22 protein-coding genes, 1 pseudogene and 1 riboswitch are annotated in these 26,919 nt (G+C 68.3%); of the genes and pseudogenes, 15 read left to right on the forward strand and 8 right to left on the reverse strand.

Annotated features, from left to right (window positions below):
- The first annotated feature begins 23 nt into the window (after positions 1 to 23).
- On the forward strand, positions 24 to 4,487 hold the full coding sequence (locus tag QM841_RS42105; protein WP_349307467.1) for a non-ribosomal peptide synthetase: 4,464 nt from the start codon (positions 24 to 26) through the stop codon (positions 4,485 to 4,487).
- Here the strand turns inward: QM841_RS42105 and QM841_RS42110 are convergent.
- Positions 4,443 to 5,402, reverse strand: a complete 960-nt coding sequence (locus tag QM841_RS42110; protein ID WP_283336662.1) for an alpha/beta hydrolase — start codon at positions 5,400 to 5,402, stop codon at positions 4,443 to 4,445. The genes QM841_RS42105 and QM841_RS42110 overlap by 45 nt on opposite strands.
- Positions 5,403 to 5,494: 92 nt before the next feature.
- Here QM841_RS42110 and QM841_RS42115 point away from each other — a divergent pair, with 92 nt between their 5' ends.
- Both QM841_RS42115 and fgd read left to right on the forward strand, forming a co-directional pair.
- A complete protein-coding gene (locus QM841_RS42115) occupies positions 5,495 to 5,836 on the forward strand; it encodes a YidH family protein (protein ID WP_283336663.1) in 342 nt (113 codons plus the stop codon).
- Positions 5,837 to 5,891: 55 nt separating this feature from the next.
- On the forward strand, positions 5,892 to 6,899 hold the full coding sequence (gene fgd / locus QM841_RS42120) for a glucose-6-phosphate dehydrogenase (coenzyme-F420) (protein WP_105421293.1): 1,008 nt from the start codon (positions 5,892 to 5,894) through the stop codon (positions 6,897 to 6,899).
- Between the two features lie 69 nt (positions 6,900 to 6,968).
- Here the strand turns inward: fgd and QM841_RS42125 are convergent, their stop codons facing one another.
- Positions 6,969 to 7,883, reverse strand: coding sequence for an AurF N-oxygenase family protein (locus QM841_RS42125; protein ID WP_283336664.1), 915 nt, complete (start codon positions 7,881 to 7,883; stop codon positions 6,969 to 6,971).
- Between the two features lie 255 nt (positions 7,884 to 8,138).
- On the opposite strand from QM841_RS42125, the gene QM841_RS42130 reads away from it, so the two are divergent.
- Positions 8,139 to 8,399 carry a hypothetical protein gene (locus tag QM841_RS42130; RefSeq protein WP_283336665.1) on the forward strand — a complete coding sequence of 87 codons (261 nt, stop codon included), beginning with the start codon at positions 8,139 to 8,141 and terminating at the stop codon, positions 8,397 to 8,399.
- A gap of 1 nt (position 8,400) precedes the next feature.
- Here the strand turns inward: QM841_RS42130 and QM841_RS42135 are convergent, their stop codons facing one another.
- Positions 8,401 to 9,024 (reverse strand): CatB-related O-acetyltransferase, encoded by a 624-nt coding sequence (locus QM841_RS42135; protein WP_502943336.1) that lies wholly within the window; start codon positions 9,022 to 9,024, stop codon positions 8,401 to 8,403.
- 187 nt (positions 9,025 to 9,211) lie between these two features.
- Between QM841_RS42135 and QM841_RS42140 the strand changes: the two are divergent.
- A pseudogene (locus QM841_RS42140) lies at positions 9,212 to 10,216 on the forward strand (HNH endonuclease).
- Here QM841_RS42140 and QM841_RS42145 read toward each other — a convergent pair.
- Positions 10,162 to 10,671, reverse strand: a complete 510-nt coding sequence (locus tag QM841_RS42145; RefSeq protein WP_283336667.1) for a nitroreductase/quinone reductase family protein — start codon at positions 10,669 to 10,671, stop codon at positions 10,162 to 10,164. The pseudogene QM841_RS42140 and the gene QM841_RS42145 sit on opposite strands and share 55 nt — an antisense overlap.
- 62 nt (positions 10,672 to 10,733) lie before the next feature.
- Here QM841_RS42145 and pta point away from each other — a divergent pair, with 62 nt between their 5' ends.
- Positions 10,734 to 12,854: a phosphate acetyltransferase gene (pta, locus tag QM841_RS42150; RefSeq protein ID WP_283336668.1), complete on the forward strand. Its 2,121-nt coding sequence runs from the start codon at positions 10,734 to 10,736 to the stop codon at positions 12,852 to 12,854.
- A complete protein-coding gene (locus QM841_RS42155; protein WP_283336670.1) occupies positions 12,851 to 14,044 on the forward strand; it encodes an acetate kinase in 1,194 nt (397 codons plus the stop codon). The genes pta and QM841_RS42155 overlap by 4 nt, the downstream gene beginning before the upstream one ends.
- 3 nt (positions 14,045 to 14,047) lie before the next feature.
- Here the strand turns inward: QM841_RS42155 and QM841_RS42160 are convergent, their stop codons facing one another.
- The 3 genes from QM841_RS42160 to QM841_RS42170 are packed head-to-tail and all read right to left on the reverse strand — an operon-like array spanning position 14,048 to position 18,722.
- A complete protein-coding gene (locus tag QM841_RS42160) occupies positions 14,048 to 16,369 on the reverse strand; it encodes a serine/threonine-protein kinase (protein ID WP_283336671.1) in 2,322 nt (773 codons plus the stop codon).
- An 8-nt stretch (positions 16,370 to 16,377) separates the two neighbouring features.
- Positions 16,378 to 17,364 (reverse strand): glutamate ABC transporter substrate-binding protein, encoded by a 987-nt coding sequence (locus tag QM841_RS42165; protein WP_283336672.1) that lies wholly within the window; start codon positions 17,362 to 17,364, stop codon positions 16,378 to 16,380.
- Positions 17,361 to 18,722, reverse strand: coding sequence for a GlnX family signal transduction membrane protein (locus QM841_RS42170; protein ID WP_502943337.1), 1,362 nt, complete (start codon positions 18,720 to 18,722; stop codon positions 17,361 to 17,363). Before QM841_RS42170 ends, QM841_RS42165 begins: the two co-directional genes overlap by 4 nt.
- A gap of 145 nt (positions 18,723 to 18,867) precedes the next feature.
- On the opposite strand from QM841_RS42170, the gene QM841_RS42175 reads away from it, so the two are divergent.
- Positions 18,868 to 19,626 carry an NUDIX hydrolase gene (locus QM841_RS42175; protein ID WP_280779799.1) on the forward strand — a complete coding sequence of 253 codons (759 nt, stop codon included), beginning with the start codon at positions 18,868 to 18,870 and terminating at the stop codon, positions 19,624 to 19,626.
- Here QM841_RS42175 and thiE read toward each other — a convergent pair whose 3' ends face one another.
- Complete coding sequence (thiE, locus tag QM841_RS42180) at positions 19,627 to 20,325, reverse strand: thiamine phosphate synthase (RefSeq protein WP_144287983.1); 699 nt, start codon at positions 20,323 to 20,325, stop codon at positions 19,627 to 19,629. It abuts the gene before it with no gap.
- 24 nt (positions 20,326 to 20,349) lie between these two features.
- Positions 20,350 to 20,462: riboswitch (TPP riboswitch) on the forward strand.
- Here thiE and thiO point away from each other — a divergent pair.
- The 7 genes from thiO (at position 20,461) to QM841_RS42215 (ending at position 26,871) form a co-directional block, all read left to right on the forward strand.
- Positions 20,461 to 21,528 carry a glycine oxidase ThiO gene (gene thiO / locus QM841_RS42185; RefSeq protein WP_283336674.1) on the forward strand — a complete coding sequence of 356 codons (1,068 nt, stop codon included), beginning with the start codon at positions 20,461 to 20,463 and terminating at the stop codon, positions 21,526 to 21,528. (Overlaps the previous riboswitch by 2 nt.)
- Positions 21,529 to 21,530: 2 nt before the next feature.
- Positions 21,531 to 21,755 (forward strand): sulfur carrier protein ThiS, encoded by a 225-nt coding sequence (thiS, locus tag QM841_RS42190; RefSeq protein WP_280779801.1) that lies wholly within the window; start codon positions 21,531 to 21,533, stop codon positions 21,753 to 21,755.
- Complete coding sequence (locus tag QM841_RS42195; RefSeq protein WP_280779802.1) at positions 21,748 to 22,515, forward strand: thiazole synthase; 768 nt, start codon at positions 21,748 to 21,750, stop codon at positions 22,513 to 22,515. Before thiS ends, QM841_RS42195 begins: the two co-directional genes overlap by 8 nt.
- Positions 22,516 to 22,628: 113 nt before the next feature.
- Positions 22,629 to 23,570, forward strand: a complete 942-nt coding sequence (locus tag QM841_RS42200) for an ABC transporter ATP-binding protein (protein WP_280779803.1) — start codon at positions 22,629 to 22,631, stop codon at positions 23,568 to 23,570.
- A complete protein-coding gene (locus QM841_RS42205) occupies positions 23,570 to 24,364 on the forward strand; it encodes an ABC transporter permease (RefSeq protein ID WP_283336675.1) in 795 nt (264 codons plus the stop codon). The genes QM841_RS42200 and QM841_RS42205 overlap by 1 nt, the downstream gene beginning before the upstream one ends.
- Positions 24,365 to 24,509: 145 nt before the next feature.
- A complete protein-coding gene (locus QM841_RS42210; RefSeq protein ID WP_283336676.1) occupies positions 24,510 to 25,964 on the forward strand; it encodes a M20/M25/M40 family metallo-hydrolase in 1,455 nt (484 codons plus the stop codon).
- 52 nt (positions 25,965 to 26,016) lie between these two features.
- Positions 26,017 to 26,871, forward strand: coding sequence for an adenylate/guanylate cyclase domain-containing protein (locus QM841_RS42215; RefSeq protein WP_005563843.1), 855 nt, complete (start codon positions 26,017 to 26,019; stop codon positions 26,869 to 26,871).
- Positions 26,872 to 26,919: the final 48 nt, after the last annotated feature.

Here is a 26,919-nt window from a genome sequence, read left to right on the forward strand (position 1 = left end):
CGGTGTTGGGGCGGTGTCCGGGGGTGGCGGCTGCGGTGGTGGTGGTGGGTGAGGGTGGTCGGTTGGTGGGGTATGTGGTGCCGGAGGTGGGGGTGCGGGTGGATCCGGGTGTGGTGGTGGAGTTTGCGGGGTCGGTGTTGCCGGGGGGTGTGGTGCCGTCGGTGGTGGTGGTGTTGGGGGAGTTGCCGGTGACGGCGAGTGGGAAGTTGGATCGTGCCGCACTCCCCGCACCGGACGCTCCGGTGCGCCGATTCCGTTCTCCGGCAACCCCGTTCGAGGCCGTCGTCGCCGAAGTGTACGGCGACGTCCTCGGTGTCGACCGCGTCGGTGCCGACGACGACTTCTTCCGGTTGGGCGGAGATTCGCTGTCGGCCACCCGGGTCGTCGCACGGGTCGATGCCGCTCTCGGCGTCGGTGTCGGCGTGCACGCCCTGTTCGAGGCGCCCACCGTGGCCGGGTTCGCGGAGCGCGCGGCGAAAGCCGGAGTGCTGACGCACCGGCCGGAGTTGCGGGCAGCGCCGCGCCCCGAGCGTATTCCCCTGTCCCTGGCCCAGACCCGCATGTGGTTCCTCAACCAGTTCGACACCTCTTCGCCCGCCTACAACATCGCCATGGCGTTCCGGCTCACCGGCGCACTCGACCTCGACGCACTGCGGGCCGCGATGACCGATGTGGTGGAGCGCCACGAATCGCTCCGAACCCGATTCCCGATGGCCGGCGACGAACCGGTGCAGGTGATCCTCTCCGCTGCGGATTCGATGCCGGACCTGCCTGTCACGACCGTGTCGAGCGACGAGGAGTTGCGGGAACGGCTGTCGGCGGCTGTCTCGGAAGGGTTCGACGTTACCGGGCAGATCCCCTTGCGGGCAGCCGTATTCGAGACCTCCCACACCGACCGGGTGCTGTTGGTCGTGGTCCACCACATCGTCGCGGACGGCGTGTCGATGGTCCCGCTCGCACGCGACATGATGGTGGCCTACACCGCGCGGGCGGCCGGGCACGCCCCGGAGTGGCACCCGCCGACAGTCCAGTATGCCGATTTCACGCTCTGGCAGCGTCAACTCCTCGGATCGGAAGACGATCCGCAGTCGATGGTGTCGCAGCAACTGGACTACTGGCGCACCACGCTCGCCGGTCTCCCCGCCGCCCTGGACCTGCCCTCCGACCGCCCACGGTCGATGCAACGCACACCCGACGGGAGCAGGGTCGGATTCGAGATCGAGGCCGGCCTGCACCGCCGGCTGCTGGCGACGGCGTCGGCGCACCAGTCGACCGTGTTCATGGTCGCGCACGCCGCCCTGGCCGCCTTCCTCGCGAGGATGTCCGGTACCGAGGACATCGCCGTCGGCACCCCGGTGGCCGGGCGCGGCGAGGCCGAACTCGACGACGTCGTCGGGATGTTCGTCAACACCGTGGTGTTGCGGACCGTCGTCTCCGACGCGAGCCGGTTCTCCGAACTGCTCGAACAGGTGCGCGACGTCGATCTCGGTGCGTACGCCCACGCCGAGGTGCCGTTCGAGAAGGTCGTCGAAGCGCTCGATCCGCCCCGCTCGACGGCACATTCCCCGCTGTTCCAGGTGCTGCTCGAGTTCCAGAACGTCGAGCGCCCCGACCTTTCGCTGCCCGGCGTCGAGGTCGAGGGCATCGACCTCGGTGCCACGATCGCCAGGTTCGACCTGCAACTGACGTTGTCCGAGGAGTACACGGACGACGGAACGCCGGCAGGCATCACCGCCGGTTTCACCTACGCCACCGACCTTTTCGACGCCGAAACCGTCGCCGGCCTGGCCGACCGGTTCGTCCGGATGCTCGATGCGGCCGTGTCCGATTCGTCGATCAGGGTCGGCGACCTCGAGATCCTCGACGCCCTCGAACGGGACGAACTCGTGCCCATGCGAGGCTTCCCCGCGGTCGCGGAACGTACCCTCCCGGACGTCCTCACCGCGGGCGCCGCGCTCGCCCCGGGGGCCACCGCGGTGTCGTGCGACGGCGTCACCGTGTCGTACCGGGAACTCGACGAGCGGTCGAACCGGCTGGCCAGGGCGCTGATCCGTCGCGGTGCCGGCCCGGATTCCTTCGTCGCGATCGGCGTGCCGCGATCGATCGAATGGGTGCTGTCGGTGTGGGCGGTCGCGAAATCGGGGGCGGCCTACGTGCCGGTCGATCCCACCCTGCCGCCGGCGCGCACCGGCGGCATGCTCGAGGATTCGGGTGCGGTGCTCGGGTTGACGGTGACGGCGCACCGTGACCGGTTGCCCGGCGTGATGCCGTGGCTGCTGCTCGACGATCCCGACGTGGCGAACGGGTACTCGAGCGACCCGGTGACCGACGCCGACCGTCTGCGTCCGCTGAGAGTCGAGCACGCCGCGTTCCTGCTCTACACATCGGGATCGACGGGAACACCGAAGGGCGTCGTGATCACGCACGGCGGTCTCGCGAATCTCGCTGTGGAGGAACGGGAACGGTTCGCGTCGATGCACGGTGCCCGGGTGTCGCACCTGGCGTCGCCGAATTTCGACGCGTCCGTGTTCGAACTGCTGATGGCGTTCGCCGTCGGCGCGACTCTGGTGATCGTGCCGCCGAGAATCTTCGGGGGAAGGGAACTGGCCGAACTGCTCGAGGCCGAGCACGTCACGCACGCCTTCTTCACACCCACGATCCTGGACACCCTCCGCCCCGAGGACCTCCCCTCCCTGCGGATACTCGCGATGGGGGGCGAACGGTTCCCCCCCGAATTGGCGGACCGCTGGACCCCGGGGCGCTTCGTCTTCAACGGGTACGGCCCGGCCGAGGCCACGGTCCAGACGACGATCAGCGAGGTGCTGTCCCCCGACGAACCGGTGAACGTCGGAGGCCCCGGGCGGGGCGTCGAGGTGATCGTGGTGAACACGTGGTTGCAGCCCGTTCCGGTGGGCGTGATCGGGGAACTGTGCGTCGCGGGGCCGGGGCTCGCGCGCGGCTACCACCGGCGGTCGGCGCTGACGGCCGCGTCCTTCGTGGCGAACCCGTTCGGCGAACCCGGCTCCCGCATGTACCGGACCGGCGACCTCGTGCGGTGGAGCGAGGTCGGCAGGCTGGAGTATGAGGGACGCAACGACTTCCAGGTGAAGATCCGGGGCCAGCGGGTGGAACTCGGCGAGATCGAATCGGTGCTGGCCCGCTGCGACGGCGTCGGCCGCGCGGCGGTCACCGTGCACAGCGGCACCGGCGACCGGCTGGTGGGATACGTGACCGCCGAAGCCGGTGCGAGCATCGACACCGCCGAGGTGCTCCGATACGCCGGATCCCATCTCGCCCCGTACATGGTGCCCACCCAGCTGGTGGTGCTCGACCGGCTGCCCGTCGGCCGCACCGGCAAGCTGGACCGGCGAGCGCTACCCGCACCGGTGCTCGCGCCCAGAGAGTTCCGGGCACCCGCCACCCCGGTCGAGGAGGCGGTGGCGGAGGTCTTCGCCGACGTCCTCGGCATCGACCGCGTCGGGGCCGACGACGACTTCTTCGAACTGGGCGGGAACTCGCTCGTCGCGACCCGGGTGGCGTCCGCGCTCCGCGACCGGCTCGGCACCGACGTCGTCCTGCAGTGGATTTTCCGCAACCCCACGCCGGAGGGCCTGGCCCGCCGCATCGTCGACCCGTCGGCGCTCGGAAGCATGCCCGCCGACGACGTGCTGAACGTCGTCGTTCCGTTCCGGGCGTCCGGTGCGCAACCCGCGCTGTTCTGCGTGCACCCGGCGGGCGGACTCGCGCTGGGATACGCCGGACTGATGAAGTACGTCTCACCCGACCGTCCGGTGTACGGGCTGCAGCTGCCGATCCTCAGCGGCGGAACGACGTTCGAGTCGATGGAGCAGCTCGCCCACCGGTACGTCGTCGAGATGCGCGCAGTGCAGCCCCAGGGCCCCTACCACCTGCTGGGCTGGTCCCTCGGCGGCGTCATCGCCCAGGCCGTCGCCGTCGAACTCCGCGAGTCCGGCGCCGAGGTCGGCACGCTCGCGATGATGGACAGCTACGTCGCGGAGGGCGAAGACTTCGGTGACCTGGAGGTGAACGCCGAGGAGTGGCTGCACGGGCTGGGTGTCGAGTTCGAGGGCGAGGGCGAGGGCGGCACGTCGTACCGCGAGCAGCTGGTCGAGATGCTCGGACGATCCTTCGGCCGCGACCCCGCGTTCGCGTCGACCCTCCTCGGTCGCATCAGCACCGGCCTGGAGAACTCGAAGCAGATCTCCACCGGATACCGGCCGCGGGTGTTCGACGGCGACCTGGTGTTCTTCAGCGCCGCGCAGTCCGCCGACGGGGAGGAAGGCGAACGGCCGTCGCCGAGCGTCTGGCAGCCCGCGATCACCGGCGTGATCGTCGAGCACAAGGTGGAATGCGACCACCTGCGGATGACCACGCCGGAAGCCCTCGCGGTCATCGGGCCGATCCTGGAACACTCCCTGGGGTCACGCCCCGATCGCACTGCCGATGACGGGCCAGGACTCCCGTAACTCGGTCTCGAACAGCCCCCACGAATGCGTGCCCTGCGAGACGTAGGCGAACGTGGCGGGAATCCCCAGCGAGTGCAGCCGCGACTGGAACGCGGCCGCACACACGTTGGTCACCATCTCGACGACGCTGCCGCCGATCGTCTGGGGCACCACCAGCATGGGGTCGTGGTTGTCGATGCTGCCGGGAAGCCCGTTGCCGCTCGAGACGAACAATTCTGTGCCGCGCAGTCGTTCGGCATTCAGCATCGGGTCGTGTACCCGCCACCGCGGATCCATGGCGGAGCCCCACATGTTGGCCGCATTGCCGCCGCCCCGCAGTTCCACCATCGACCGCACCATCGCCTGACCCAGCAGTCCGCTCGTCGCGGCACACCCGCTGTACGAGCCGACGGCCCGATAGAAACCCGGAGCCTGAACGGCGAGGTCGAGTACCGCGCCGCCCGCCATCGATACCCCGCCGATGGCGTTCGCCCCGGTGGTCGTGAACCGGCTGTCGATGGCTGCGGGGAGTTCACTCGTCAGGTACGTCTGCCACTTGTTCCGGCCGAGGACCGGGTCGTCGGCATCCCAGTCGGTGTACATGCTGTACTGGCCGCCGATCGGCATTACCACGTTGACGTGCTTGTCGGCGAAGAAGTCCCGCACACCGGTGTTGTTGAACCAGGAGATCCCGTCCGACCCGCCACCGATTCCGGTGAGCAGGTAGAAGGTGGGCGCCGGAGCGCCCGATGCGGGAGAGATGACGTCGTTGGCCACCCACCGGCCCATCGACTCCGAATACACGTCCACCCTGGTGATGCGGGGCTCCGCCGAAACCGACGGCGGGCCGAGCGCCGCCCACCCGGAAACGACCAGCAACATCACCGCCAGCACACGCAGAGAGAACGCGGATCGCAGAGCTTCGAACGGTCGCATGGACGCCCCCTGGCTGTGGCCTGCCCTTCCAATCTAGAACTGCGGGGGACCTGCTTGGTGCGGTTCCCGTGAACCGGTGTAAAGATGATTCGGTGACCGACAACGACCGGCCCGACGAACGTTTCACCCTCGCAAGCGAGCGGACATTCCTCGCCTGGATGCGGAGTTCGCTCGCACTCCTGGCCGGTGGCATCGCGATGATCCACCTGGTCCCCGAATTCAGCACCGGGTGGGTGCGGACGACCCTCGGCCTGATCCTGATCGGCCTCGCCGCGGCAGCCGCCCTCGTCGGCATGCGGCGGTGGTCGCAGGTCGAGAAGGCCCTGCGCGACGGCGCACCGATGCCGCCGCCCCACGAGTTGTGGCTGTTCGCGGTGACACTGACGGTGGTGGCACTGGGAGCGGCGCTCGCCAGCCTGTTGGCCGCGCTCTAACCTGCAGAAGAGGTTTGCATCTCGCGAACCGGACGTGAAGACGAAGGAGTACACGGTGGCCCACGAACTCAAGCTCGGTTACAAGGCGTCCGCGGAGCAGTTCGGTCCGCGGGAGTTGGTGGAGCTGGGTGTTCTGGCGGAGGCACACGGTATGGATTCGGCGACGGTGTCGGATCATTTCCAGCCGTGGCGGCACGAGGGTGGTCATGCGCCGTTCTCGTTGGCGTGGATGACGGCGGTCGGGGAGCGGACGGAGCGGTTGCAGTTGGGGACGTCGGTGATGACGCCGACGTTCCGGTACAACCCGGCGGTGGTGGCGCAGGCGTTCGCGACGATGGGGTGTCTGTACCCGGGGCGGATCATGCTCGGCGTGGGTACCGGTGAGGCGCTCAACGAGATCGCGACAGGCTTTGCGGGGGAGTGGCCGGAGTTCAAGGAGCGGTTCGCGCGGCTGCGGGAGGCGGTCCGGTTGATGCGTGAGCTGTGGCTCGGCGACCGGGTCGACTTCGAGGGTGAGTACTTCAACACGAAGGGCGCGTCGATCTACGACGTGCCCGAGGGTGGGATTCCGGTGTACATCGCCGCCGGTGGTCCGGTGGTGGCCCGGTATGCCGGTCGGAGCGGCGACGGGTTCATCTGCACGTCCGGTAAGGGCATGGAGTTGTACACGGAGAAGTTGATGCCTGCGGTCGCGGAGGGGGCCGAGAAGGCGGACCGTGATGTGGCGGAGATCGACAAGATGATCGAGATCAAGATTTCGTACGACACGGATCCGGAGTTGGCGCTGGAGAACACGCGGTTCTGGGCGCCGTTGTCGTTGACGCCGGAGCAGAAGCATTCGATCGACGATCCGATCGAGATGGAGAAGGCGGCGGATGCGTTGCCGATCGAGCAGGTGGCGAAGCGGTGGATCGTGGCGTCGGATCCGGATGAGGCGGTGGCGCAGATCCGCCCGTATCTCGATGCCGGGTTGAACCACCTGGTCTTCCACGCTCCGGGCCACGACCAGAAGCGGTTCCTGGAACTCTTCGAGCGGGATCTGGCGCCGCGGTTGCGGGGGTAGGCGGCTTCGCCGCCCGTGCACCTTTTTGGAAGTGGGTGCTACCAGAAAGGCGCACGGGTGCGGAGCGCCTCAGAGCATGTTCACACGCTTGTAGAGGTGCCGGGAAGGACCGCCCAGCAGATCGGCGTCGTCCAGGAACCGCATGAGCGGCTGCGAACTCTCGCGAATCTTCTCGGCCCGGAATCGGTTGTTCTTCGCCTCGCGCAGCGCGCGTTCGGTGTCCAGTCCGGCTGCCGCGTAGACGGCGGGATTGATCATGCTGGAGACGATCAGATTGGACGCGATCGCGATGCAGGCGCGGCTCGCAGCACGGTGCGCCTTGCTCATGCCCTGGGCTCGTCGCAGGGTCTCCTCCCGGGCGAAGCGCATGTGCCGGGCTTCTTCGACCACGTGAATCTTGCTGGTGACGCGGACGATCGGCTGGACGCGTGTGTCCTTCATCCAGTCGCGCTGCATGACGTCGAGGATCTCCTCGGCGACGAGAATGCCGGCGTACGCGACCTCCCCCGAGGCGAGCGCCTTGAACCCGCGACCCAGCGTGACCACCGACTTGCGTGGAACGTAGGAGGGGCAACCGAACTTCTCGGCGGTGCGAGCGAACATCACCGAGTGCCTGCACTCGTCGGCTACCTCGGTCAGCGCGAACTGGAAGTGGGCCTGCGACGCGTCCTTGGCGTACATGTCCCGGATGACCATCTGCTGGAGGATCATCTCGAACCAGATTCCGGTGCCCATGATCGAGGACACCTCATGCTTCGTCAGCGTGATCTGCTGCTCGAACGTCATCTCGTCCCACATCGGCGTGCCGTACAGCGAGGACCACTCGGGGGTGAGGCCGTACAGGTCGTCGGGGACGGGCGCGTCCCAGTCCACCTCGACCGTCGGGTCGTACGACATGCGGGCGGAGGACTGGAGGAGCCGGGCGCCGGTGTCCTGGCGATCCGTGATCTTCGGATTGCGGATATCGAGCGTCGAGCGTGCCATGAAATTCCTCCATGTCAGTGTGACCGGCAGTTACACCTAATCATGTCGAAGAAGTCTCTTGACGTCAATGCCTCTGGTGTACAAACAGTGGACAAAAGTCGGGTCGTTCTGCGTACGTCAAGGCCTCGGTGATGATCCCCACAACTCCGACGCAAGGCTTGCTCAAAATTTGCCGATCGTCTGTAGTGAGTTCTCGGCAGCGGGCCCGGATGATCCCTTGCCCCGGCATCACCCTGCAGAAAGCGGAATGAACCCATGTCTGATCAGAAGAGTGCCGCCCAGCCCCACAGCCCCGACGTCGTCGTCGGCGCTCGCGTCCGGGTCCGCCGCGACTCCGATGCTCCCGCGCCCGGTGTCGTGATCGAGGATTTCGCGGACCTGTCCCAGTCGGAGGGACTGCTCGGACGTGATTGGGCGCCCGTGCACCGCTGGGCCGTCGCTCTCGACGACGGACGCCTCGTATTCGCCGACGACGGCGAACTCGACCTCGAAGCACCGCAGGCGGCGCGCGGCTGATTCAGCCGAGTCCGTCGGCGACATCCTGAAGTTGCTCGACGGTGCCTGCGGCGATGGTCCGCACATGTTCGGTAACGATGGAATTCGGCCAGTCCCACCACGCGATCCGCACCAGCGCGGCGATCTCGGTTTTCGAATAGCGGTCCTTGATGTGGACGGCCGGATTCCCGCCCACGACCGCATAGTCCGGCACGTCCCGCGTCACTACCGAACCGGTCGACACGATCGCACCGTGCCCGATGCGGACGCCGGGCATGATCGTCGCGTTGCCTCCGATCCACACGTCGTTGCCGACGACGGTGTCGCCGCGCGACGGTAGGTCGGCGAGTAGATCGGAATGCTCGGCCCACGACCCTCCGATGATCGGAAACGGGAAGGTCGAGACTCCGCTCATTCGATGATTCGCGCCGTTCATGATGAACGTCGTCCCGGTCGCGAATGCGCAGAACTTGCCGATGATCAGCCGGTCCGGCCCGTAATGGTGCAGGACATTGCGCGTTTCGAACTCGTCCGCGAACTCGGGGTCGTCGTAGTAGCTGTACTCCCCGACCACGATCAGCGGGTTCTCGATCAGAGGTTTGAGCAGGACCACCCGAGGCTGACCCGAAACAGGGTGCAGGGTCATCGGATCCGGTGCGGCATTCGTGGGCAACTACTTCTCCATTCCTCGGCGCAGGCGTGCGCGATCTCTTGTATAGCGCCGTACGGTCCTGTGCTGCACGCACTTTTATCGGCGTGCGGCTATTGCCATTGTTCACGAACTGTTGCTAGAGTCGAACATGCATTCGAACGACCTTGGGGGAGGGTTGGTTGTGGGGGAATCGATGGCGCCGGATCTGGATGAGCTGCGTGCGTTCGCGGCGCGGTTGCCGGTGGTGTCTGCTGACGGGGATGCGGGGTTGGGGATCGAGTGGCTCGATGCGCTCGAGGTGTTGAAGTCGGTCGGGTGTGCGGTGCAGGCGGTGATCACCGATGGCGTCGCCACGTGTATCCGTGCGGATCGCAGGGCTCGGGGGTTGCCGCGGGTGGAGTGGGACCGCGGCATTGCCTCGCAGATTGCGTTGGCGCGCAGGGAATCCCCAAACCCGCGGCGGCCGGCATCTCGGGTTCGCGCAGGCGTTGGTGCACGAGATGCCGCACACCCTGGCGATGTTCCGCGGCGGTCGTGGTCCGGCATCGCACGGCGGTGTCGGAGCGTCGGGTCACGACACGGCCGGCGCCGGATTCGATGGCCTACCTGAGTGTGTTGATGCCGGTGGAGCAGGCGGTGTGTGTGCAGGCCACGCTGGGTCGGGATGCCGACAGTCTGATCGCCACCGGCAACAGCGGCGGCCGCACCCGCGGGAATTGCCCGGCAGCTGGTGGCCGAGGCCGTCGACAGTGGCACCGAGATGTCGTTGCGGCGCGTGTATTCGTGCCCGCAGTCGGGTGCGTTGACGGCGATGGAGTCGCAGTCGCGCACGTTCCCGAAGGGCCTGCGACAGCTGATCGACCTGCGGGATCGGACGTCCAGGACTCCGTGGTGCGATGCGCCGATCCGGCATCACGACCACATCCGCTCACACCGAGAATCCGGTGCCACGACGGCGGACAACGGGTCCGGCCTTTGCGAGGCATGCAACCACGCGAAGGAAGGCGACGGATGGTCCGCCCGCCCCGTACGCAACCCCGGCCGCACCCACCTCATCGACCTCGGCACCCCGACCGGGCACCATTACCGGTCGGCGGCCCCACCGCTCCCGGCCCCGGCACGGCGCTCGGCTCACGAGGCGGTGAGAGCGAACACCCGCATCGTGCGGTTCGTTCGGTGCTCGTAGACGCCGTAGACGCGCACCATCTCGTCGAATTCGCGATAGATCCGTGTCCGCTCCGGTTCGGCGAGGAGGGTCGCGGTGACGGGGATGTCCTTCCCTCCGATCGTGACCTTCGCGTTCGGCTGGGCGAGGAGGTTCCCCGACCACGCCGGGTGGTGATCCTGCCCGAAGTTGCTGCCCACGACGAAGATCTGCTGTCCCTCGCGGTAGTACAGGAGCGGGCTCGTCCGCGGTGCGCCCGACTTACGACCCGTCGTCGTCAGCAGGACCACCGGTGCGGCGATCGGACCGAGGATCGTGAAGCGTCCTCTGCTCTTCTGGAGGAGCCGGCGGTCGACCCCGGCGAGATTCCGGATCACCCACGATCCGGGTCGGGTGGCGGCAAATTTCGCGGCGGGTTCGCGGAGGAAGCTGTTCTCGCTGCCCCACCGGACGTCGGGGAAGGGTGATTCGGCCATAGGTCATCTGACCGCCGGGCGGGTGCGGTGTCAATCGCCGGGCGGCGGCGGCCGGATACGCTATGGCCATGGCTGCGCCAGCGACACCCTCACCCGTGAATCCGCCCGCACGTCCCCAGCCGTCGAGCGTCTACATCGCCTCACCGGAGGGGGACACCGGCAAGTCCACCATCGCGCTGGGTGTCCTGCAGATGCTGTGTGCGTCCGCGGCGAGGGTGGGCGTCTTCCGTCCCATCGCCCGATCGACGCAGGAACCCGATTACATCCTCGAGCTGCTCCTCGAACACACGACGGCCGACGTCGGCTACGAGGAGTCCCTGGGGGTCACGTACGAGCAGGTCCACGCCGATCCCGACGGAGCGCTCAGCGAGATCGTCTCCCGGTATCACCAGGTGGCGGCGCAGTGTGACGCCGTCGTGGTGATCGGCAGCGATTACACCGACGTGGCGAGCCCGAGCGAACTCGGCTACAACGCGAGGATCGCCGCCAACCTGGGCGCACCCGTGCTGCTCGCCGTGAAGGGAGCCCGGCGCACCCCCGAGGAGGTCGCGCAACTCGCCCATCTCGCGATCGGTGAACTGACTTCTCACCACGCCCATCCGCTCGCTGTGGTCGCGAACCGCTGCGACCCGGATCAGCTCGATGCGGTCACCGCCGCGTTGGCGTCCACCGGTGTGCCCGCGTGGAGCCTGCCCGAGATCCCGCTGCTGGTCGCACCGACCATGGCCGAACTCCTCGAGTCGATCGACGGCAGCCTGTTCAGCGGCGACCCCGAGCTTCTCCACCGCGAGGCGCTGCGGGTGATGGTGGGCGGAATGACGGCGGAGCACATTCTCGAACGGTTGACCGAGGGCACGGTGGTGATCGCCCCGGCCGACCGTTCCGACGTGCTACTGGCGATGGTGAATGCGCATGAGGCCGAAGGTTTCCCGTCGCTGGCGGGCATCATCATGAACGGTGGCCTGATGCCGCACCCGGCGATCGCGAAGCTGATGGCCGGCCTGAAGCCGCGGTTGCCGATCCTCACCACCGGACTGGGCACGTTCGACACGGCCAGTGCGGCCGCGCAGACCCGTGGCCGGGTGGCGGTCGGTTCGCAGCGCAAGATCGACACCGCCCTGAGCGTCATGGAACTGCGGGTGGACGCACCCACCCTGCTGGAGCGGTTGAAGTTGCCGATCCCCTCGGTGGTGACTCCGCAGATGTTCGAATACCAGCTGATCGACCGTGCCCGCCGCGACCGCAAGCACATCGTGCTCCCGGAAGGCGACGACGACCGCATCCTCCGCGCGGCTGGGAGACTGTTGCAGCGGCAGGTGGCGGCTCTGACCATTCTCGGCGACGAGGTGCAGGTGCGGCGCCGCGCGGCGGAACTCGGCGTCGACCTCGGTGACGCACAGGTTCTCGACCCCCGGACGTCCGACCATGCGGGGCCGTTCGCCGAGGAGTACGCGCGGCTCCGCGCCCACAAGGGCATGACCGTGGAGCGGGCCCGCGAGGTGATGGGCGACATCTCGTACTTCGGAACCATGATGGTGCACTTGGGAATCGCGGACGGCATGGTTTCCGGTGCCGCGCACACCACGGCGCACACCATCCGGCCGTCGTTCGAGATCATCAAGACGCAACCGGGGGTGTCCACGGTGTCGAGTGTCTTCCTGATGTGCCTGTCCGATCGGGTGCTCGCGTACGGGGACTGCGCGGTGGTGCCCGACCCCACCGCCGAACAGTTGGCCGACATCGCGATCTCCTCGGCGCAGACGGCGGCTCAGTTCGGCATCGATCCGCGCATCGCGATGCTGTCGTATTCGACCGGCGACTCCGGCAGCGGCGCGGACGTCGACAAGGTGCGCTCCGCGACGAAACTCGTCCGCGAGCGTCGCCCGGACCTGCTGGTGGAGGGCCCCATTCAGTACGACGCCGCCATCGAGCAGAGCGTGGCCGACAAGAAGATGCCCGATTCGGCGGTGGCCGGGAAGGCGACGGTCTTCATCTTCCCCGACCTCAACACCGGGAACAACACGTACAAGGCCGTGCAGCGCAGCGCCGGCGCGATCGCCGTCGGACCGGTGTTGCAGGGCCTCGACAAACCCGTCAACGACCTGTCGCGAGGGGCGCTGGTCGAGGACATCGTGAACACCGTGGCCATCACCGCGATCCAGGCGCAGGGAGCAGAGCAGTGACCGAGGGGTCCGTACTGGTAGTCAATTCCGGTTCGTCGTCGATCAAGTTCCAGCTGATCCACCCGGACACCGGTAAGGCCTCGGCGTCCGGGCTCATCGAGAGGATCGGGGAACCCGAGGGGCGCATCGTCTACCACCACCGCACCGGATTGGCGGAGCGCCACGTTCACATCGCCGACCACCGGGTTGGGCTGAAGATGGTGTCGGACATCGTCGCCGAGGTGGGCCGACCGCTGAGGGAGGCCGGGATCGTCGCGGTCGGTCATCGCATAGTCCACGGCGGCGACGTGTTCTTCGAACCCACGATCATCGACGACGCGGTGGTGCAGTCCATTTCGGATCTCTCGAACCTTGCACCGCTGCACAATCCGGCGAATGTGATCGGGATCGAGGTGGCGCGGGAGGAGCTGCCGGACATCCCGCACGTCGCGGTGTTCGACACCGCGTTCTTCCACACCCTGCCCGCGGAGGCGTCGACGTATGCGATCGACCTGCAGGTCGCGAAGGAGCACTCCATCCGGCGGTACGGCTTCCACGGCACGTCGCACCAGTACGTGTCGGCGCGCGCGGCCGAGTTCCTCGGCAGGGACCTGTCCGAGCTGAACCAGATCGTGTTGCACCTGGGGAACGGCGCCTCGGCGTCCGCGATCCGCGGGGGGCGGGCCGTCGACACGAGCATGGGGCTGACCCCGCTCGAGGGGCTCGTCATGGGCACCCGGTCCGGGGACGTCGATCCCGGTGTCATCCTGCACCTGCACCGCAGCGGGATGGGTGTCGATCAGATCGACGACCTCCTGAACCGGCACTCCGGACTCAAGGGCCTGTCGGGGGTCAACGACTTCCGGGCGCTCCTGACGCTCGTCGGTGAGGGTGACGAGGCCGCGGCGTTGGCGTACGACGTGTACGTGCACCGACTCCGCAAGTACATCGGCGCCTACCTGGTGGAACTGGGTGGTGTCGACGTCATCACGTTCACCGGGGGAGTCGGTGAGAACAATGTCGACGTCCGCCGCGACAGCCTGGCCGGGCTGGGGCGGCTCGGCATCGTCGTCGACGACGACCGCAATCGGGCGGATTTCCGGGACGCACGCCGTATCTCGGCGGACGAGTCCGACGTGCAGGTGCTGGTCGTGCCCACCAACGAGGAGTTCGCGATCGCCCGTGCCGCGGCGGACCTGATCGGGGCCTGAGCGTTACAGCAGGCTCTTGGGCCGGATGGCGTTGGCCAGATCCACCAGCGTGTACCGGTGAGTGCGCTCGGGGGCGTTGCGGGCCAGCGCCCGCAGGCCGGCCTCGGCGCCCTTGCGGAGGCCCCGTTCGGTGAACGGCACACCGAGGATCTGTTCGCGTTCGGTCGCCGACGTGTGACCGGCACGCATCCAGTCCAGTGCGGTGCCCAGTACGAGCGTGCGCATCTGCAGTGCCCGGCTCTCCTCGGGTGCGAGCGCGGCGACACGGAGTGCAGCCTCCCGGAGGGCTGCTTCGTCGATCTCCTCGATCGGCTTGCCGGACAACAGCATCAACACACTCGTCATCCGGGCCATGGTGAAGTGCCGGGAGGTCGCGGGAACCTGATCGAGGGCGGCGATGGCACCGGGCAGGTCGCCGCGTTGGGTGAGTTGCCGCGCCAGCCCGAATGCCGCACTCACCATGCTGTGGTCGGTCCGCCACACCGTCCGGTAGTACTTCTCGGCGAACGTCCGCCACTGATGGGGATCGGAACTCTCCCAGTGCTGCAGAATCAGTTCGGCGGTGGCGGCCAGCGCAAGCTTGGGAGCCGTCTCCCCGGGCATCGCCTTCAGCACGGATTCGAAGCGGGAGAACGCTGTCTCGTACTCGCCGGCGATGAGCGTCGCGAGTCCGGCGTACCAGTCGACGCGCCAGTTCCCGCCCATGTCTCCCTCCACGTCGCGGAGGAGTTCGGTGGCGGTGGCGGCGTCACCGAGATCGAGGTGCGCCTTGATCTCGGCGAGCGTGAGTTCCCGGGAGAACGACACGTCCAGGTCGCCGACGACTCGTTCGATACCGTTCTCGCGCGCGTGCCGAATGGACTCCAGTGTCTGCTGCGGTTCGCTGTGCACCGCGGCGGCCAGGAGTGGGGCGTTGGGATCGGTCGGGTCGATCAGGGGCACCGCCAACGCCTGCGCCACGGACTGCGGATCGAGATTCTCGTCCCGTTCGACGCCGTCGACGTACACGTCGGTCTGCTCGACGGCCTCGTTCGTGCCGAACGTCGTTCTCTGCTTGCTGAACACGGTCGACAGTCCGGGATGCTCCTCGCCGGTCTGCTGCGCGAGCACCTCCCGCAGTACTGCCGTGAGCTGCCCCGCCATCTCCTCGGCGGACGCGAAACGCCGACTCGGATCGGGGTCGGTGGCGCGCAACAGGAGTCGGTGGAAGAACTCGTGTTCCGCGAGGAGCGGCGCCTGCTCGGGGGACGGGATCCCGTCGAGGTACCGGCCCTTGTCGGACGGCATGTCGAGCGTCAGGACGGCGAGTGTGCGCCCCACCGTGTAGATGTCGGACGCCACGGTCGGGCCCGTCTTGACGATCTCCGGCGCCTGAAACCCGGGTGTGCCGTACAGGTAGCCGTAGTCCTCGATGCCCGCGACGGCCCCGAGGTCGATCAATTTGAGGGCGTCCTCGGTGACCATCACGTTGTCCGGTTTGAGGTCGTTGTACACCAGGCCGGTGGAGTGCAGATACGCCAGTGCGGGAAGGATTTCGAGCACGTAGGCGATGGCCTGCTCGACCGGCATGCGCTCGGGCTTCTCGTGCGTCGACAGCACGTCCCGCAGCGAGTGACCGCCCACGTACTCCATGACGATGTAGCCCATCGGGGTCCCGTCCGATCGGGGATGCTCCACGAAGTTGAAGATCTTCACGATGCTCGGGTGGGCCACCTCGGCGAGGAACTGGCGTTCGGCGACCGCCACGGCCTGAGCCTCGGCGTCGCCGAAGTGCAACAGGCCCTTGAGAACCACCCACCGGTCGCTGACGTTGCGATCGATGGCCAGGTAGATCCAGCCGAGGCCGCCGTGCGCGATGCAGCCCTGCACCTCGTACTGGCCGCCGATCAGCTCGTTCGGGTCGAGAAGCGGCCGGAAGTCGTAGGTGGCTCCGCACGAGGGGCACAGACCGTACTCGGAGCCCTCCGACGTGGCACTGGTGCGGCCGACCGGTTTGTTGCATTTCCAGCAGAAGCGCTTGCTCTCGGGGACTTTCGGGTCGGTCATCACGGCGGACGCCGGGTCGAGCGTCTTCACGACGGGAACCTCGACGAGACCGCCGCCGAGTCGCAGGCGCCGCCCGGACCGGGTGCGCGGTGAGCGCGTCGAGCGGCCGGTGCCGGACGCACCGGACGGCCGGGACGTCGGCGTCGCCTGGGTGGCCGGACCCTCGTCCGGTTCTTCCCGGACCGCGGCCTGTGTGGCCTCCTCTTCCGGCTCCCGGACGGCGGCCTGGGTGGCGATGTCCGGGTCGGTGGACTCCGGGTTCTTCGAATGCTGCGGCATGCGTCCCCTCAGTCCTGGTACACGGCGGACGGCGGGGCGGGGGACGGCCCCAGCATCGACAGCCACTGGTCGTACATCCCGGTCCAGGTACCGTCGCGGCGGATGCGTTCGAGCGTGCCGTTGACGAATCGCACCAGGTCCTCGTTCGCCTTGGTGATGCCGACGCCGTACGGCTCGGCGCCCATGCTGTCTCCGACGATCTCGAGATACGGGTCCTGGGACGCCAGGCCGGCGAGGATCGTGTCGTCGGTGCTCACCGCATCGACCTGCCGTTGTTGCAGGACCACCAGGCAATCCGACCACATGGGCACCGTCAGGATGTCCGCGGTGGGCGCCACCTGCTGCAGCCGTGTCAGCGACGTCGTGCCGCGGACGACGCAGACCCGCTTGCCGTCCAGGTCGGCGGCGCTGCGGATCGGGGAGCCCTTCACGACGAGGACCCGCTGCTGCGCCTCGAAGTACTCGGAGGAGAACGCCACCCGTTCCTTCCGATCGCAGGTGATGGTCATCGTCTTGGCCACGATGTCGACCATCGACTCCTGCAGTGCCTTCTCACGATTCGCCGACGTGAGGATGCGGTACTCGAGCCGGTCGGGATCGCCGAACAGGTCCCGCGCGATCTCGCGGGCGATGTCGACGTCGAAGCCCTGGATGGCGCCGGTCGCCGGGTCGCGGAAACTCATCAGGTTGCTGCCCGTATCGAGGCCGACGACGAGACGGCCCCGCGCGCGGATGGCGTCGACCGTCGGCATCGGCGGTGCGGCGTCGGCGTCGGCGTCGGGGAACGGGCGCAGGCTCGCGGTGGGATCGCCGCAGTCCTTCTCCGGAGTCGGCGGCGCAGCGCTGGTCTCGGGCGCCGGCGTCGCGGCCGCGGGTAGCGGGGGCTCGGTGTACGACACGCTCGGCGATCCGACGTGCTCCGGACTCGACTCGGCGCACCCGCCGATCAGCAACGTGGCCGCCACCAGCGCCAGCGCGATCCGGCGCCCCCTCACTGGTATTCCCGCAACCGAGGCCACAACCCGATGATAATTCCGCCGAACGCGATGAGTGTCAGGACGAGGGCACCGGAACCGAGCGCGGTCAGCACGCGGGCCGCGGATTCGACATGCGACCGCAGACGGTCGCGGGCGGTGCCGATTCCGTCGGTGAGCGCGTCGTCGACGGCGGTGAACTGCGCCGCGGAATCCGACGGTCCCGGTCCGATGGCGACTGTTGCCGCCGAGGCGAAGTCGCCCTCGGCGAGGATCTCGTTCATGCGGTCGTGCGCCGAGGACCAGAGCGTCCACGCCTCCTGCGCCCGCGCCACCTCGTCGTGGCCGACCGCGCGGTCGCCGTCGTGGGGGTAGCTCGACAGCAGGGTGTCGAGCTGACCGGACTTGTCCTCGAAGACGGCGTCGTAGTCACCGTTCGAGTCGCGGCGGACCAGTTTGAGGGTCTCCTCGGTGCGCGCCTGCTGGGCCAGGATGCGGGCGGCGGTCAACTCGTGCATCGGGCGGGCGCCCTCGGTCAGTGCCCGCTTGGTGTCGACGGAGGAGACCAGACCGGCGACCAGCATCCACACCAGGAGGATCGCGGTGCACGACGACGCCACGATCAGCCCGAGATTGAACGTGCGCCGGCTGAGTCTCGCGATGACGATCTGGGCGACGAGCAGCGCGACGAGCGCGACGAGGATCAGGATCAGCGCCAGCCAGGGCGGGCGAGAGTAGTCCCGCTGCGTGTCCGCGACGTCAGCCTCCTGCTGGGCGTGCAACTGCTGCGCCATCGGCAGCATGCTCGTCTGCATCAGCGTGGACGCCTCGCTGAGGTAGGCCGCGCCGACGGGATGGCCGGTGCGATTGTTGGCCCGCGCGGTCTCGACGAGACCGGCGTAGACGCTGAGGTCGCTGGAGATGGAGGCCAGCAGACGGCGGCTGTCCACGTCGCTCGCCGCGAGACCGCCCGACGCGTACACCAGGTCGGCGGAGGCCGTGCCGATCGCCTGCGCGTAGGTGTCGCGGAGTTCGGGAGGTTCGAGACCGCCGGAGATGAACGCCGTCGTGGCCGCGGCATCCGCCACGGACAGGGCGCTGTAGAGGTTCTGCGCCGAGAACGACAGTGGTTCCGTCTCCGCGAGGACGCTGTCGAGAGTGGCTTCCCTGCTGTTCACCGTCGAGGCGGCCACCAACCCGGCCGCGAGTGTGAGCAGGACCAGGAGGGCTCCGAGGGCGGTGAGTTTGGCGGGAGTCGATGCCAGGAACGCGCGCAGTTCCTTGCGGCGCGCCACCGCGGGGTCGACGTCGTCGTCCGCGACGGCAGACAATGCGCGGCTGCCGTGGGGTTCGATCGACGGTGCCTCACGCAGAACCACCTCGCACCCCTCCCGTGTCATGGCCGCACCTTGTGGGGAGCATATAAGCAGCGGTCGGTTCACGACTGCCGACGGGCAGTTCCGGAAGAAACCGTTAGTGTGAGGGAACTGCAGGGAGACCCATCAGGTCGGACAGGGGTAGTCGATGCGTGGTGACGGTGACGGTTGGGCAACCGGGCCGGACGGCAGTCGTCATTGGGGCAAGCACGGTGCGGCCGGGTTGTTGCTGCGTGCGCCGCTCCCCGACGAGACGCCGGCCGTGCTGCTGCAGCACCGTGCGGTCTGGAGTCACCAGGGCGGTACGTGGGCGTTGCCCGGCGGTGCCCGGGACAGCCACGAGACCACCACCCACGCCGCGGTGCGCGAGGCCCACGAGGAAGCCGGCATCGAGAGCGCGGCCATCCGCGTCCGCACCGAGGTCGTCACGATGAAGGCCGCGAGCGGCTGGAGTTACACCACGGTGATCGCCGACGCCGAGCGCCCACTGCCCACCGTCGCGAACGGCGAGAGCACCGAACTGCGCTGGGTGCGGGAAACCGACGTCGCCGGGTTGCCGCTGCACCCGGGATTCGAAGCGGGGTGGCCGCAACTGCGCACCACCGAGGTGCGATTGCTGCTCGACCGGCACGACGTGCTGGGCGAACGCGGCGCGCTGGCGCAGTTGTCGAAGGCACTGCCCCGCACGGTGCACCTGCCCGACGGCACCTACGGGTGGTTGCCGCGCGTCGAGGTGCTCGAAGCCCTGGACGCGGTCGGCAGCCTCGCCGAACCGGCCGGCCACGGCACCACGCTCGGAACGGTGACGGCATTCGTCACCACCGACCCCGACCTGATCGAACAGTTGCCGGCCACAGTCGTGGTCCTGCCGCCCGCTACGGTGCTGGACTGGCTGGACCAGCCGTAACTACGCGTTCTGCTGCAACAGGGCGGACAGCGAGCGCGCGGCGGCCTGCGGGTCGCGGGCCTCGGTGACGGCCCGCACGACGACGATGCGGGAGGCCCCCGCGGCGAGGATCTCCGGAACGCGGGACTCGTCGATGCCGCCGATCGCGAACCACGGGCGGTTCGGCTCCGAGTCGGCGGTCGATCGCACCAGATCGATGCCCGACGCGGTCCGCCCTGGCTTGGTGGGGGTGGCCCACACCGGACCGGTGCAGAAGTAGTCGACGCCGTCCTCGATCGCCGCGAGACTGGCCTGCGCGCGACTGTGGGTGGAGCGGCCGATCAGGACGTCGGAACCCACCACGGTCCGTGCGTACGGGACGGGCAGGTCGCCCTGGCCGAGGTGCAGCACGTCGGCCCCGGCCGCCAGCGCCATGTCGGCGCGGTCGTTGACCGCGAGCAGCGCTCCGTGCCGCCTGGCCGCGGCCGCGAGCACCGACAGTGCCGCCAGTTCGTCCCGGGCGTCCATCGTGCCGAACTTCTTCTCTCCGGCCGAGCCCTTGTCGCGGAGCTGGATGATGTCGACGCCGCCGGACAGTGCGGCCTCGGCGAACTGCGCCAGGTCGCCCTTCTCGCGCCGAGCATCGGTGCACAGGTACAAACGTGCTGTTCCGAGGCGGCGCCGACGGTCCGTGAGGTTGCTGTGATGCGAGGTGGTCACGGCATGACGGTAGCCTCTACGGTGAAAGTGCAACACGGGAGTCCCGGGGAACGTGGGGCTGAGAGGGGCTCACGCCGAGCCCGACCGTCATACCTGACCCGGATCATGCCGGCGCAGGAAGTGAGGTGGAGTTCAATGGCGAGATCGGTATCCGTCGTCGGAGGCGGAGTGATCGGCCTGTCCATTGCGTGGCGCGCAGCCCGCAACGGGTGGTCGGTACGGCTGTACGACCCGTCGATCGGTTCGGGAGCGTCCTGGGTGGCGGGCGGCATGCTCGCCCCGTTGTCCGAGGGCTGGCCCGGCGAGGAGAGCGTCCTCGAACTGGGAAGCGCGTCGCTCGACCGGTGGCCCGAATTCGGGAAGGAACTCGAGGCCGGGGCCGGCGTCGAGCTGTTCACGTCGGAGAGTTCGCTCACCGTCGCGCTGGACGGCGCCGACGCGGAGGACCTGCGGACCATCGCCGAATGGGTGGGTGCGCAGGGGCGGGAACTGCAGATCCTGGGTCGCGCCGAAGTCCGGGCCCTCGAGCCGATGCTGGGTCGCGGAGTCCGGTTGGGACTTTTGGCCGTCGACGAACTGGCCGTGGACAACAGGCTGCTGTTGAAGGCGTTGCAGCGGTGCGCCGTCGACGCCGGAGTGGAGCTGATCGGGGAGGCCGTGCACAGCCTCGACCGGCTGAGCACGGACCAGATCGTCGTCACCGCGGGCATCGCGTCACCGGCCCTGTGGCCCGGGCTTCCGGTTCGCCCCGTGAAGGGCGAGATCCTGCGGTTGCGCTCGCGTCCCGGGGTGACCCCCGCGCCCGGCCGCACCATCCGCGGCAGCGTGCACGGCAGGCCCGCCTACCTGGTGCCGCGGGCCGACGGCATCGTCGTCGGTGCCACCCAGTACGAGTCGGGCAACGACACGCAGGTCACGGTGGCCGGCGTGCGGGACCTGATCGCGGACGCCGAGGCGCTGATGCCCGCCATCGGCGAGTACGAACTGCGCGAGACCTCGGCGGGTCTGCGCCCGATGACCCCGGACAACCTGCCGCTGATCGGCCGGGTGTCCGATCGGGTCGTGGTGGCGACGGGACACGGCCGTAACGGCATCCTGCTCACCCCGGTGACCGCCGACGCGACGGTGGCATTGTTGGAGGGCTCGGCACTGGTCGAGGCGAAAGCCGCCGACCCCGAACGTTTCGAGAAAGTAGCGAGGTAGAGATGAGTGAGCAGCAACTAGTGGTGCCGATCGGCATCAGCGTCAACGGCGAGGACCACGAGTTCACGGAACCGTTGACCGTCACCGGGCTGCTGGAGGTGCTGAACCTGCCCACCAAAGGCATCGCGGTGGCAGTGAACGGCGCCGTGTTCCCGCGCGCCCGGTGGGACGAGCTCGTGGTCCGGGGCTGGGAGATCGAGATCCTCACGGCGGTGCAGGGTGGCTGACGCGACGCCCGGCGTGCAGAAGGGCCTCACGATCGCGGGCCGCACGTTCGGTTCACGGTTGATCATGGGCACCGGCGGCGCCGCCAACCTCACGGTGCTCGAAGAGGCGCTCGTCGCGTCCGGCACCGAGCTGACCACGGTCGCGATGCGCCGCGTCGACGCCGCAGGCGGCACCGGTGTGCTGGACCTGCTGCGCCGGCTCGACATCGCGCCGCTGCCCAACACGGCCGGGTGTCGCGGTGCGGCCGAGGCGGTGCTGACGGCGCAACTCGCCCGTGAGGCGCTCGAGACCGACTGGGTGAAGCTCGAGGTCATCGCCGACGAACGCACCCTGATGCCCGACGCCATCGAGTTGGTCAGCGCTGCAGAGCAACTGGTCGACGACGGTTTCATCGTCCTGCCGTACACCACCGACGACCCGGTGCTGGCCCGCAGGCTCGAGGACGTCGGCTGCGTGGCCGTGATGCCGCTGGGTTCGCCGATCGGCACCGGGCTCGGTATCGCGAACCCGCACAACATCCAGATGATCGTGGAGGGTGCCGGGGTTCCCGTCATCCTCGACGCCGGCATCGGGACCGCCAGCGACGCGACCCTCGCGATGGAACTCGGCTGCGATGCCGTGCTGCTGGCCACGGCTGTGACCAGGGCGAAGGACCCGGCACTCATGGCTTCGGCGATGCGCGGGGCCGTGGTGGCGGGCTACGAGGCACGTCACGCGGGCCGCATTCCCAAGCGGTTCTGGGCGCAGGCGTCGTCGTAGTTCTCGGGGTCGCGTCGGGGTCTCGCTCAGGGTCCGACCGGTACCAGGGGACGAGTCAGGTGTAGACCTGCGGCCGATGCGCGCCGGCCGCAGGTTCCGGCATCCTTCTCACCATGATTGAAGTGAGGGGACTTTCAAAGACCTTCGGTGCGACGAAGGCGGTGGACAACCTGACGTTCAACGTGAAGCCGGGTATGGTCACCGGCTTCCTCGGCCCGAACGGTGCAGGCAAATCGACGACCATGCGCATGATCCTCGGGCTGGACCGCCCCACGGCGGGCACCGCGTTGATCGACGGCAAACCGTACGGAGACCTGGTGCAGCCGCTGCGGACGGTGGGGGCACTGCTCGACGCGAAATGGGTGCACCCCAACCGCTCGGCCCGCGCCCACCTGCAGTGGATGGCGGCGTCCAACTCGCTGCCCAAGAGCCGGGTCGACGAGGTGCTGCACCTCGTCGGGCTCACCGAGGTGGCCGGAAAGAAGGCAGGCGGGTTCTCACTCGGCATGTCCCAGCGACTGGGCCTGGCCGCCACGCTCCTCGGCGACCCGAAGGTGCTGCTGTTCGACGAGCCGGTGAACGGGCTCGACCCGGAGGGCATCGTCTGGATCCGGAAGTTCATGCAGCGCCTCGCCGCGGAGGGACGCACCGTGCTGGTGTCGAGCCACCTGCTGTCCGAGATGGCGCTCACCGCCGAACATCTGGTGGTCATCGGCCGGGGGCGTCTGATCGCCGACACCACCGTGTCCGAGTTCGTCAGCAAGTCCTCGGAATCGACGGTGCGCGTGCGGAGCCCACAGCTGGACGCGCTGCGCAGCGCGCTCACGTCCAACGGGCTCACCGTGCGCGAGGACGGATCCGACGGGCAGCAGGCGCTCGTCGTGGTGGATTCGTCGACGGACGTCGTCGGCGGGATCGCCGGTTCGCAGGGCATCGTCCTGCACGAGTTGGCATCTCAGCGTGGATCGCTGGAGGACGCCTTCATGAAGTTGACCGGAGACGACGTGCAGTACCACGCAGAGGGCGTCGAAGATGTGATGAGGGGTGCACTGTAATGGCTGTTCTCAATGCCGAACGGATCAAGATCACGTCGACGAGGTCGCCGTGGTGGTGCACGGTCATCATCATCGTGCTGGGTCTCGGCCTCGCCGCGGTCATCGGGCTGAGCGCCAAGGCGAGCATCAACTCCTTCAAAAACCAGATCGCCGACGGTAAGCAACCGGATTTCGATCCGTTCCTGCCGCAGATGTCGGACGCGGTCGGCGGGGTCTCCGGATTCGGCGTGCTGGTCCTGATGATCCTCGCGGCGCTCGCCGTGACCAGCGAATACCGGTTCGGCGTCATCCGCACCACGTTCCAGGCCATCCCGAACCGCGCGTCCGTCCTCATCGCGAAGGCCGGCCTGATCGGCGCGTTCGGCGCCGTGCTGACGTTCGTGCTCACCTTCGGTGCGTACGCCATCGCGAAGGCGACCGCGGGTGACGAGGCCGGAGCGGCGCTCACCTTGTCGGGTGACGACGCGTGGCGGTCGATCTACGGCGTCCCGATCTACGCGTTCCTGTGCGTGGTTCTCGCCGTCGGTGTCGGCACGCTGCTGCGTCAGTCGGCGGGCGCGATCGCACTGCTGCTGCTGTGGCCGCTGCTGATCGAGAGCCTGTTCAACCTGTTCGGCTCGTTCGGCGAGAAGATCATGCCCTTCCTGCCGTTCCTCAACGCCAACAACTTCCTGGGGGCGCCGCAGGGGGTCGAATTCCACTGGGGCCCGTGGGGCAGCCTGGTGTACTTCGCGGTGTTCGTCTTCGTGATCTTCGGGGCCGGCCTGGTGGTCGTCAACAAGCGCGACGCCTGACACCCGATACAGTACTTTCGCCCCGCTCCTCCGCCAGGTGATCGTCGGGAGACCTGGCTGAGGGTGACGGTGGGGCGGGAGCCTGTGGGCCGGTGCGAAATCCATTCGCGCCGGCCCACCGGTGCTTCTGCGTTAGGCTCCCGACATGCGACTACGGGGAGCCTTCACAGTCGGAGTGGCCGGTGCGATGATCTTGGCCGGGTGCTCGTCGACGAGCGAACCCGATTCGCCGCCGGTCGACGCGAGCGCTCTCGCGGCCTCGGTCACCGAGGGCGGTGTGGTGGCACACCTGGCGCAACTGCAGACGATCGCCGAGAACAACAACGGCAACCGCGCGGCCGGAACCTCCGGCTACGACGCCAGCGTCGACTACGTCGCACAGGTGCTGGAAGACAAGGGCTTCGACGTCGAGACGCCCGAATTCGAGTTCCACAAGTTCGACGTCCGGACGGAGGCACTCAGGTCCGGCGACCGTGACTTCGAGGTGCGTGCGCTGTCGTATTCACCGTCGACCGGTCCGGAGGGGATCACCGCCCGCCTGGTACCCGCCCCCAAGGACGAGAGTCCGGGATGCGAGGTCACCGATTACGACGGCCTCGACGTCACCGGGGCGATCGTCCTCGTCAACCGCGGGGTGTGCCCGTTCGCGGCCAAGCAGCAGTTCGCGTCCGAGCGCGGCGCCGCAGGCGTGATCGTCGTCAACAACGAGGACGGACCGATGAACGGCGGAACCCTCGGCGACCCGGACGTGGGAAAGGTGCCCACCGGCGGAGTGAGCAAGGCGGACGGCGCCGCACTCGAGCAGGCCGGGGGCGACGTCACCCTCACCCTCGACACCACCACCGAGTCGAGCACCGCTCGTAACGTCATCGCCCAGACGAAGACCGGTTCGGCCGAGGACGTCGTGATGGTCGGCGCCCACCTGGACAGCGTCCCGGACGGTCCCGGCATCAACGACAACGGCACCGGCGTCGCCGCGACCCTCGAAACGGCGGTGCAGCTCGGCGGTTCGCCCGACGTCGACAACGCGGTGCGCTTCGCGTTCTGGGGCGCCGAGGAATTGGGTCTGCTCGGTTCGGAGGCCTACGTGAACAGCCTCAGCGAGGACCAGCGGAACGACATCGCGCTGTACCTGAACTTCGACATGCTCGGTTCCGAGAACGCCGGCTACCTGGCGTACGACGGCGACAACTCCGACAACGTCGGCGAGGGGCCCGGACCGGAGGGTTCCGCGGGCATCGAGCGCACGTTCATCGAGTTCCTTAAGGGCAACGGGGTCGCCGCCGACGGCACGGACTTCGACGGCCGATCCGACTACGGTCCGTTCATCGAGCACGGCATCCCCTCGGGCGGCGTGTTCAGCGGCGCCGACGAGACGAAGACCCCCGAGCAGGCACAGAAGTGGGGCGGCACCCCGGATGTGGTGTACGACGAGAACTACCACAGCGCGACCGACACTCTCGAGAACGTGAACCGGGCCGCGCTCGCCAAGAATGCCGCCGCGGTCGCGTATGCCGTCGGGGTCTATGCGGAGTCGCTCGCCGGGCCGAACGGTGTCCCCACCGGCGCGGACCGGGAGAAGGCGCGGGCGGCGGAGTGATGTCCGATTCGACACGGGTTTGTGCATGTGACGCTGGGTTACCCTTACTCTCGTGAGCGACGACCCGGCCGAAGAGGACAGTGCCGAACTCGACGCTGCGCAGACACCGAAACGAGGCGACAAGGTTCTGGGCTGGATGGGATCGGTGAACCGGCAGCCACAGCTGATCGAAGGGCTGCGGAGGGTTCGTCGTGCGCTACCCGGCGATCCGGCGTTCGGCGATCCACTGTCGACGGCAGGCCCCGGCAGCGCACGGGCCATCGCCCGCGTCGCCGATCGCTTCCTCGACCACCAGCCGGGCGCGTCCCGTGAGATGAGCCTCGGCGCGCTGCAGGTGTGGCAGGCGCTGCTCGAGCGCACCGGACGCGGCCGGGGAACGCAGGAAGTGACCATTGTGTTCACCGACCTGGTGGGGTTCTCCAGTTGGTCGCTGCCCGCCGGTGACAGCGCCACCCTCGCCCTGCTGCGTGACGTCGCCCGAGCCGTCGAGACCCCCATCGTCGACCGCGGAGGACACGTGGTGAAACGCCTGGGGGACGGCGTGATGGCCGTCTTCCCGAGCCCGGACCGCGCGATCGACGCCGTCTTCGCCGCGCAGGAGGCGCTCGCGGAGGTGGAGGTGGACGGCTACCGCCCCCGCATGCGCGTCGGCATGCACACCGGTGTGCCCCGGCAGATCGGCAGCGACTGGCTCGGCGTGGACGTGACGATCGCGGCACGCATGATGGAACTGGGCGGCGACGGCAACGTGATGGCGTCGTCCGCCACGCTGGAGAGTCTGCAGCCGGGCACCCTCGACGAACTGGGTGTCGGCGTCAAACCGTGGCGACGCGCCTTCTTCGCCCCCGCGCCCAGTGGGGTGCCCTCCGACCTCGGTATCTGGCGGTTGCGGCTCCGCCGCCCGTGAGTACTTCTTAACCGCCGGGGGGCTGTTTCAAATTTCCGGGTCGGGGTC

Origin of the sequence: Rhodococcus sp. IEGM 1307 (genome assembly GCF_030056915.1) — a bacterium.
Classification (GTDB): domain Bacteria; phylum Actinomycetota; class Actinomycetes; order Mycobacteriales; family Mycobacteriaceae; genus Rhodococcus_F; species Rhodococcus_F opacus_D.

Bases quoted from the DNA above. Each gene is read 5' to 3' on its own strand.
- QM841_RS42175 (WP_280779799.1), top strand. From the start codon at position 18,868: ATGCGTGGTGACGGTGACGGTTGGGCAACCGGGCCGGACGGCAGTCGT.
- QM841_RS42160 (WP_283336671.1), bottom strand. From the start codon at position 16,369: ATGCCGCAGCATTCGAAGAACCCGGAGTCCACCGACCCGGACATCGCC.
- QM841_RS42210 (WP_283336676.1), top strand. From the start codon at position 24,510: ATGCGACTACGGGGAGCCTTCACAGTCGGAGTGGCCGGTGCGATGATC.
- QM841_RS42200 (WP_280779803.1), top strand. From the start codon at position 22,629: ATGATTGAAGTGAGGGGACTTTCAAAGACCTTCGGTGCGACGAAGGCG.
- thiO (WP_283336674.1), top strand. From the start codon at position 20,461: ATGGCGAGATCGGTATCCGTCGTCGGAGGCGGAGTGATCGGCCTGTCC.
- QM841_RS42145 (WP_283336667.1), bottom strand. From the start codon at position 10,671: ATGGCCGAATCACCCTTCCCCGACGTCCGGTGGGGCAGCGAGAACAGC.
- QM841_RS42135 (WP_502943336.1), bottom strand. From the start codon at position 9,024: ATGACCCTGCACCCTGTTTCGGGTCAGCCTCGGGTGGTCCTGCTCAAA.
- QM841_RS42110 (WP_283336662.1), bottom strand. From the start codon at position 5,402: ATGCGACCGTTCGAAGCTCTGCGATCCGCGTTCTCTCTGCGTGTGCTG.
- thiS (WP_280779801.1), top strand. From the start codon at position 21,531: ATGAGTGAGCAGCAACTAGTGGTGCCGATCGGCATCAGCGTCAACGGC.
- QM841_RS42130 (WP_283336665.1), top strand. From the start codon at position 8,139: ATGTCTGATCAGAAGAGTGCCGCCCAGCCCCACAGCCCCGACGTCGTC.
- QM841_RS42125 (WP_283336664.1), bottom strand. From the start codon at position 7,883: ATGGCACGCTCGACGCTCGATATCCGCAATCCGAAGATCACGGATCGC.
- pta (WP_283336668.1), top strand. From the start codon at position 10,734: ATGGCCATGGCTGCGCCAGCGACACCCTCACCCGTGAATCCGCCCGCA.
- QM841_RS42205 (WP_283336675.1), top strand. From the start codon at position 23,570: ATGGCTGTTCTCAATGCCGAACGGATCAAGATCACGTCGACGAGGTCG.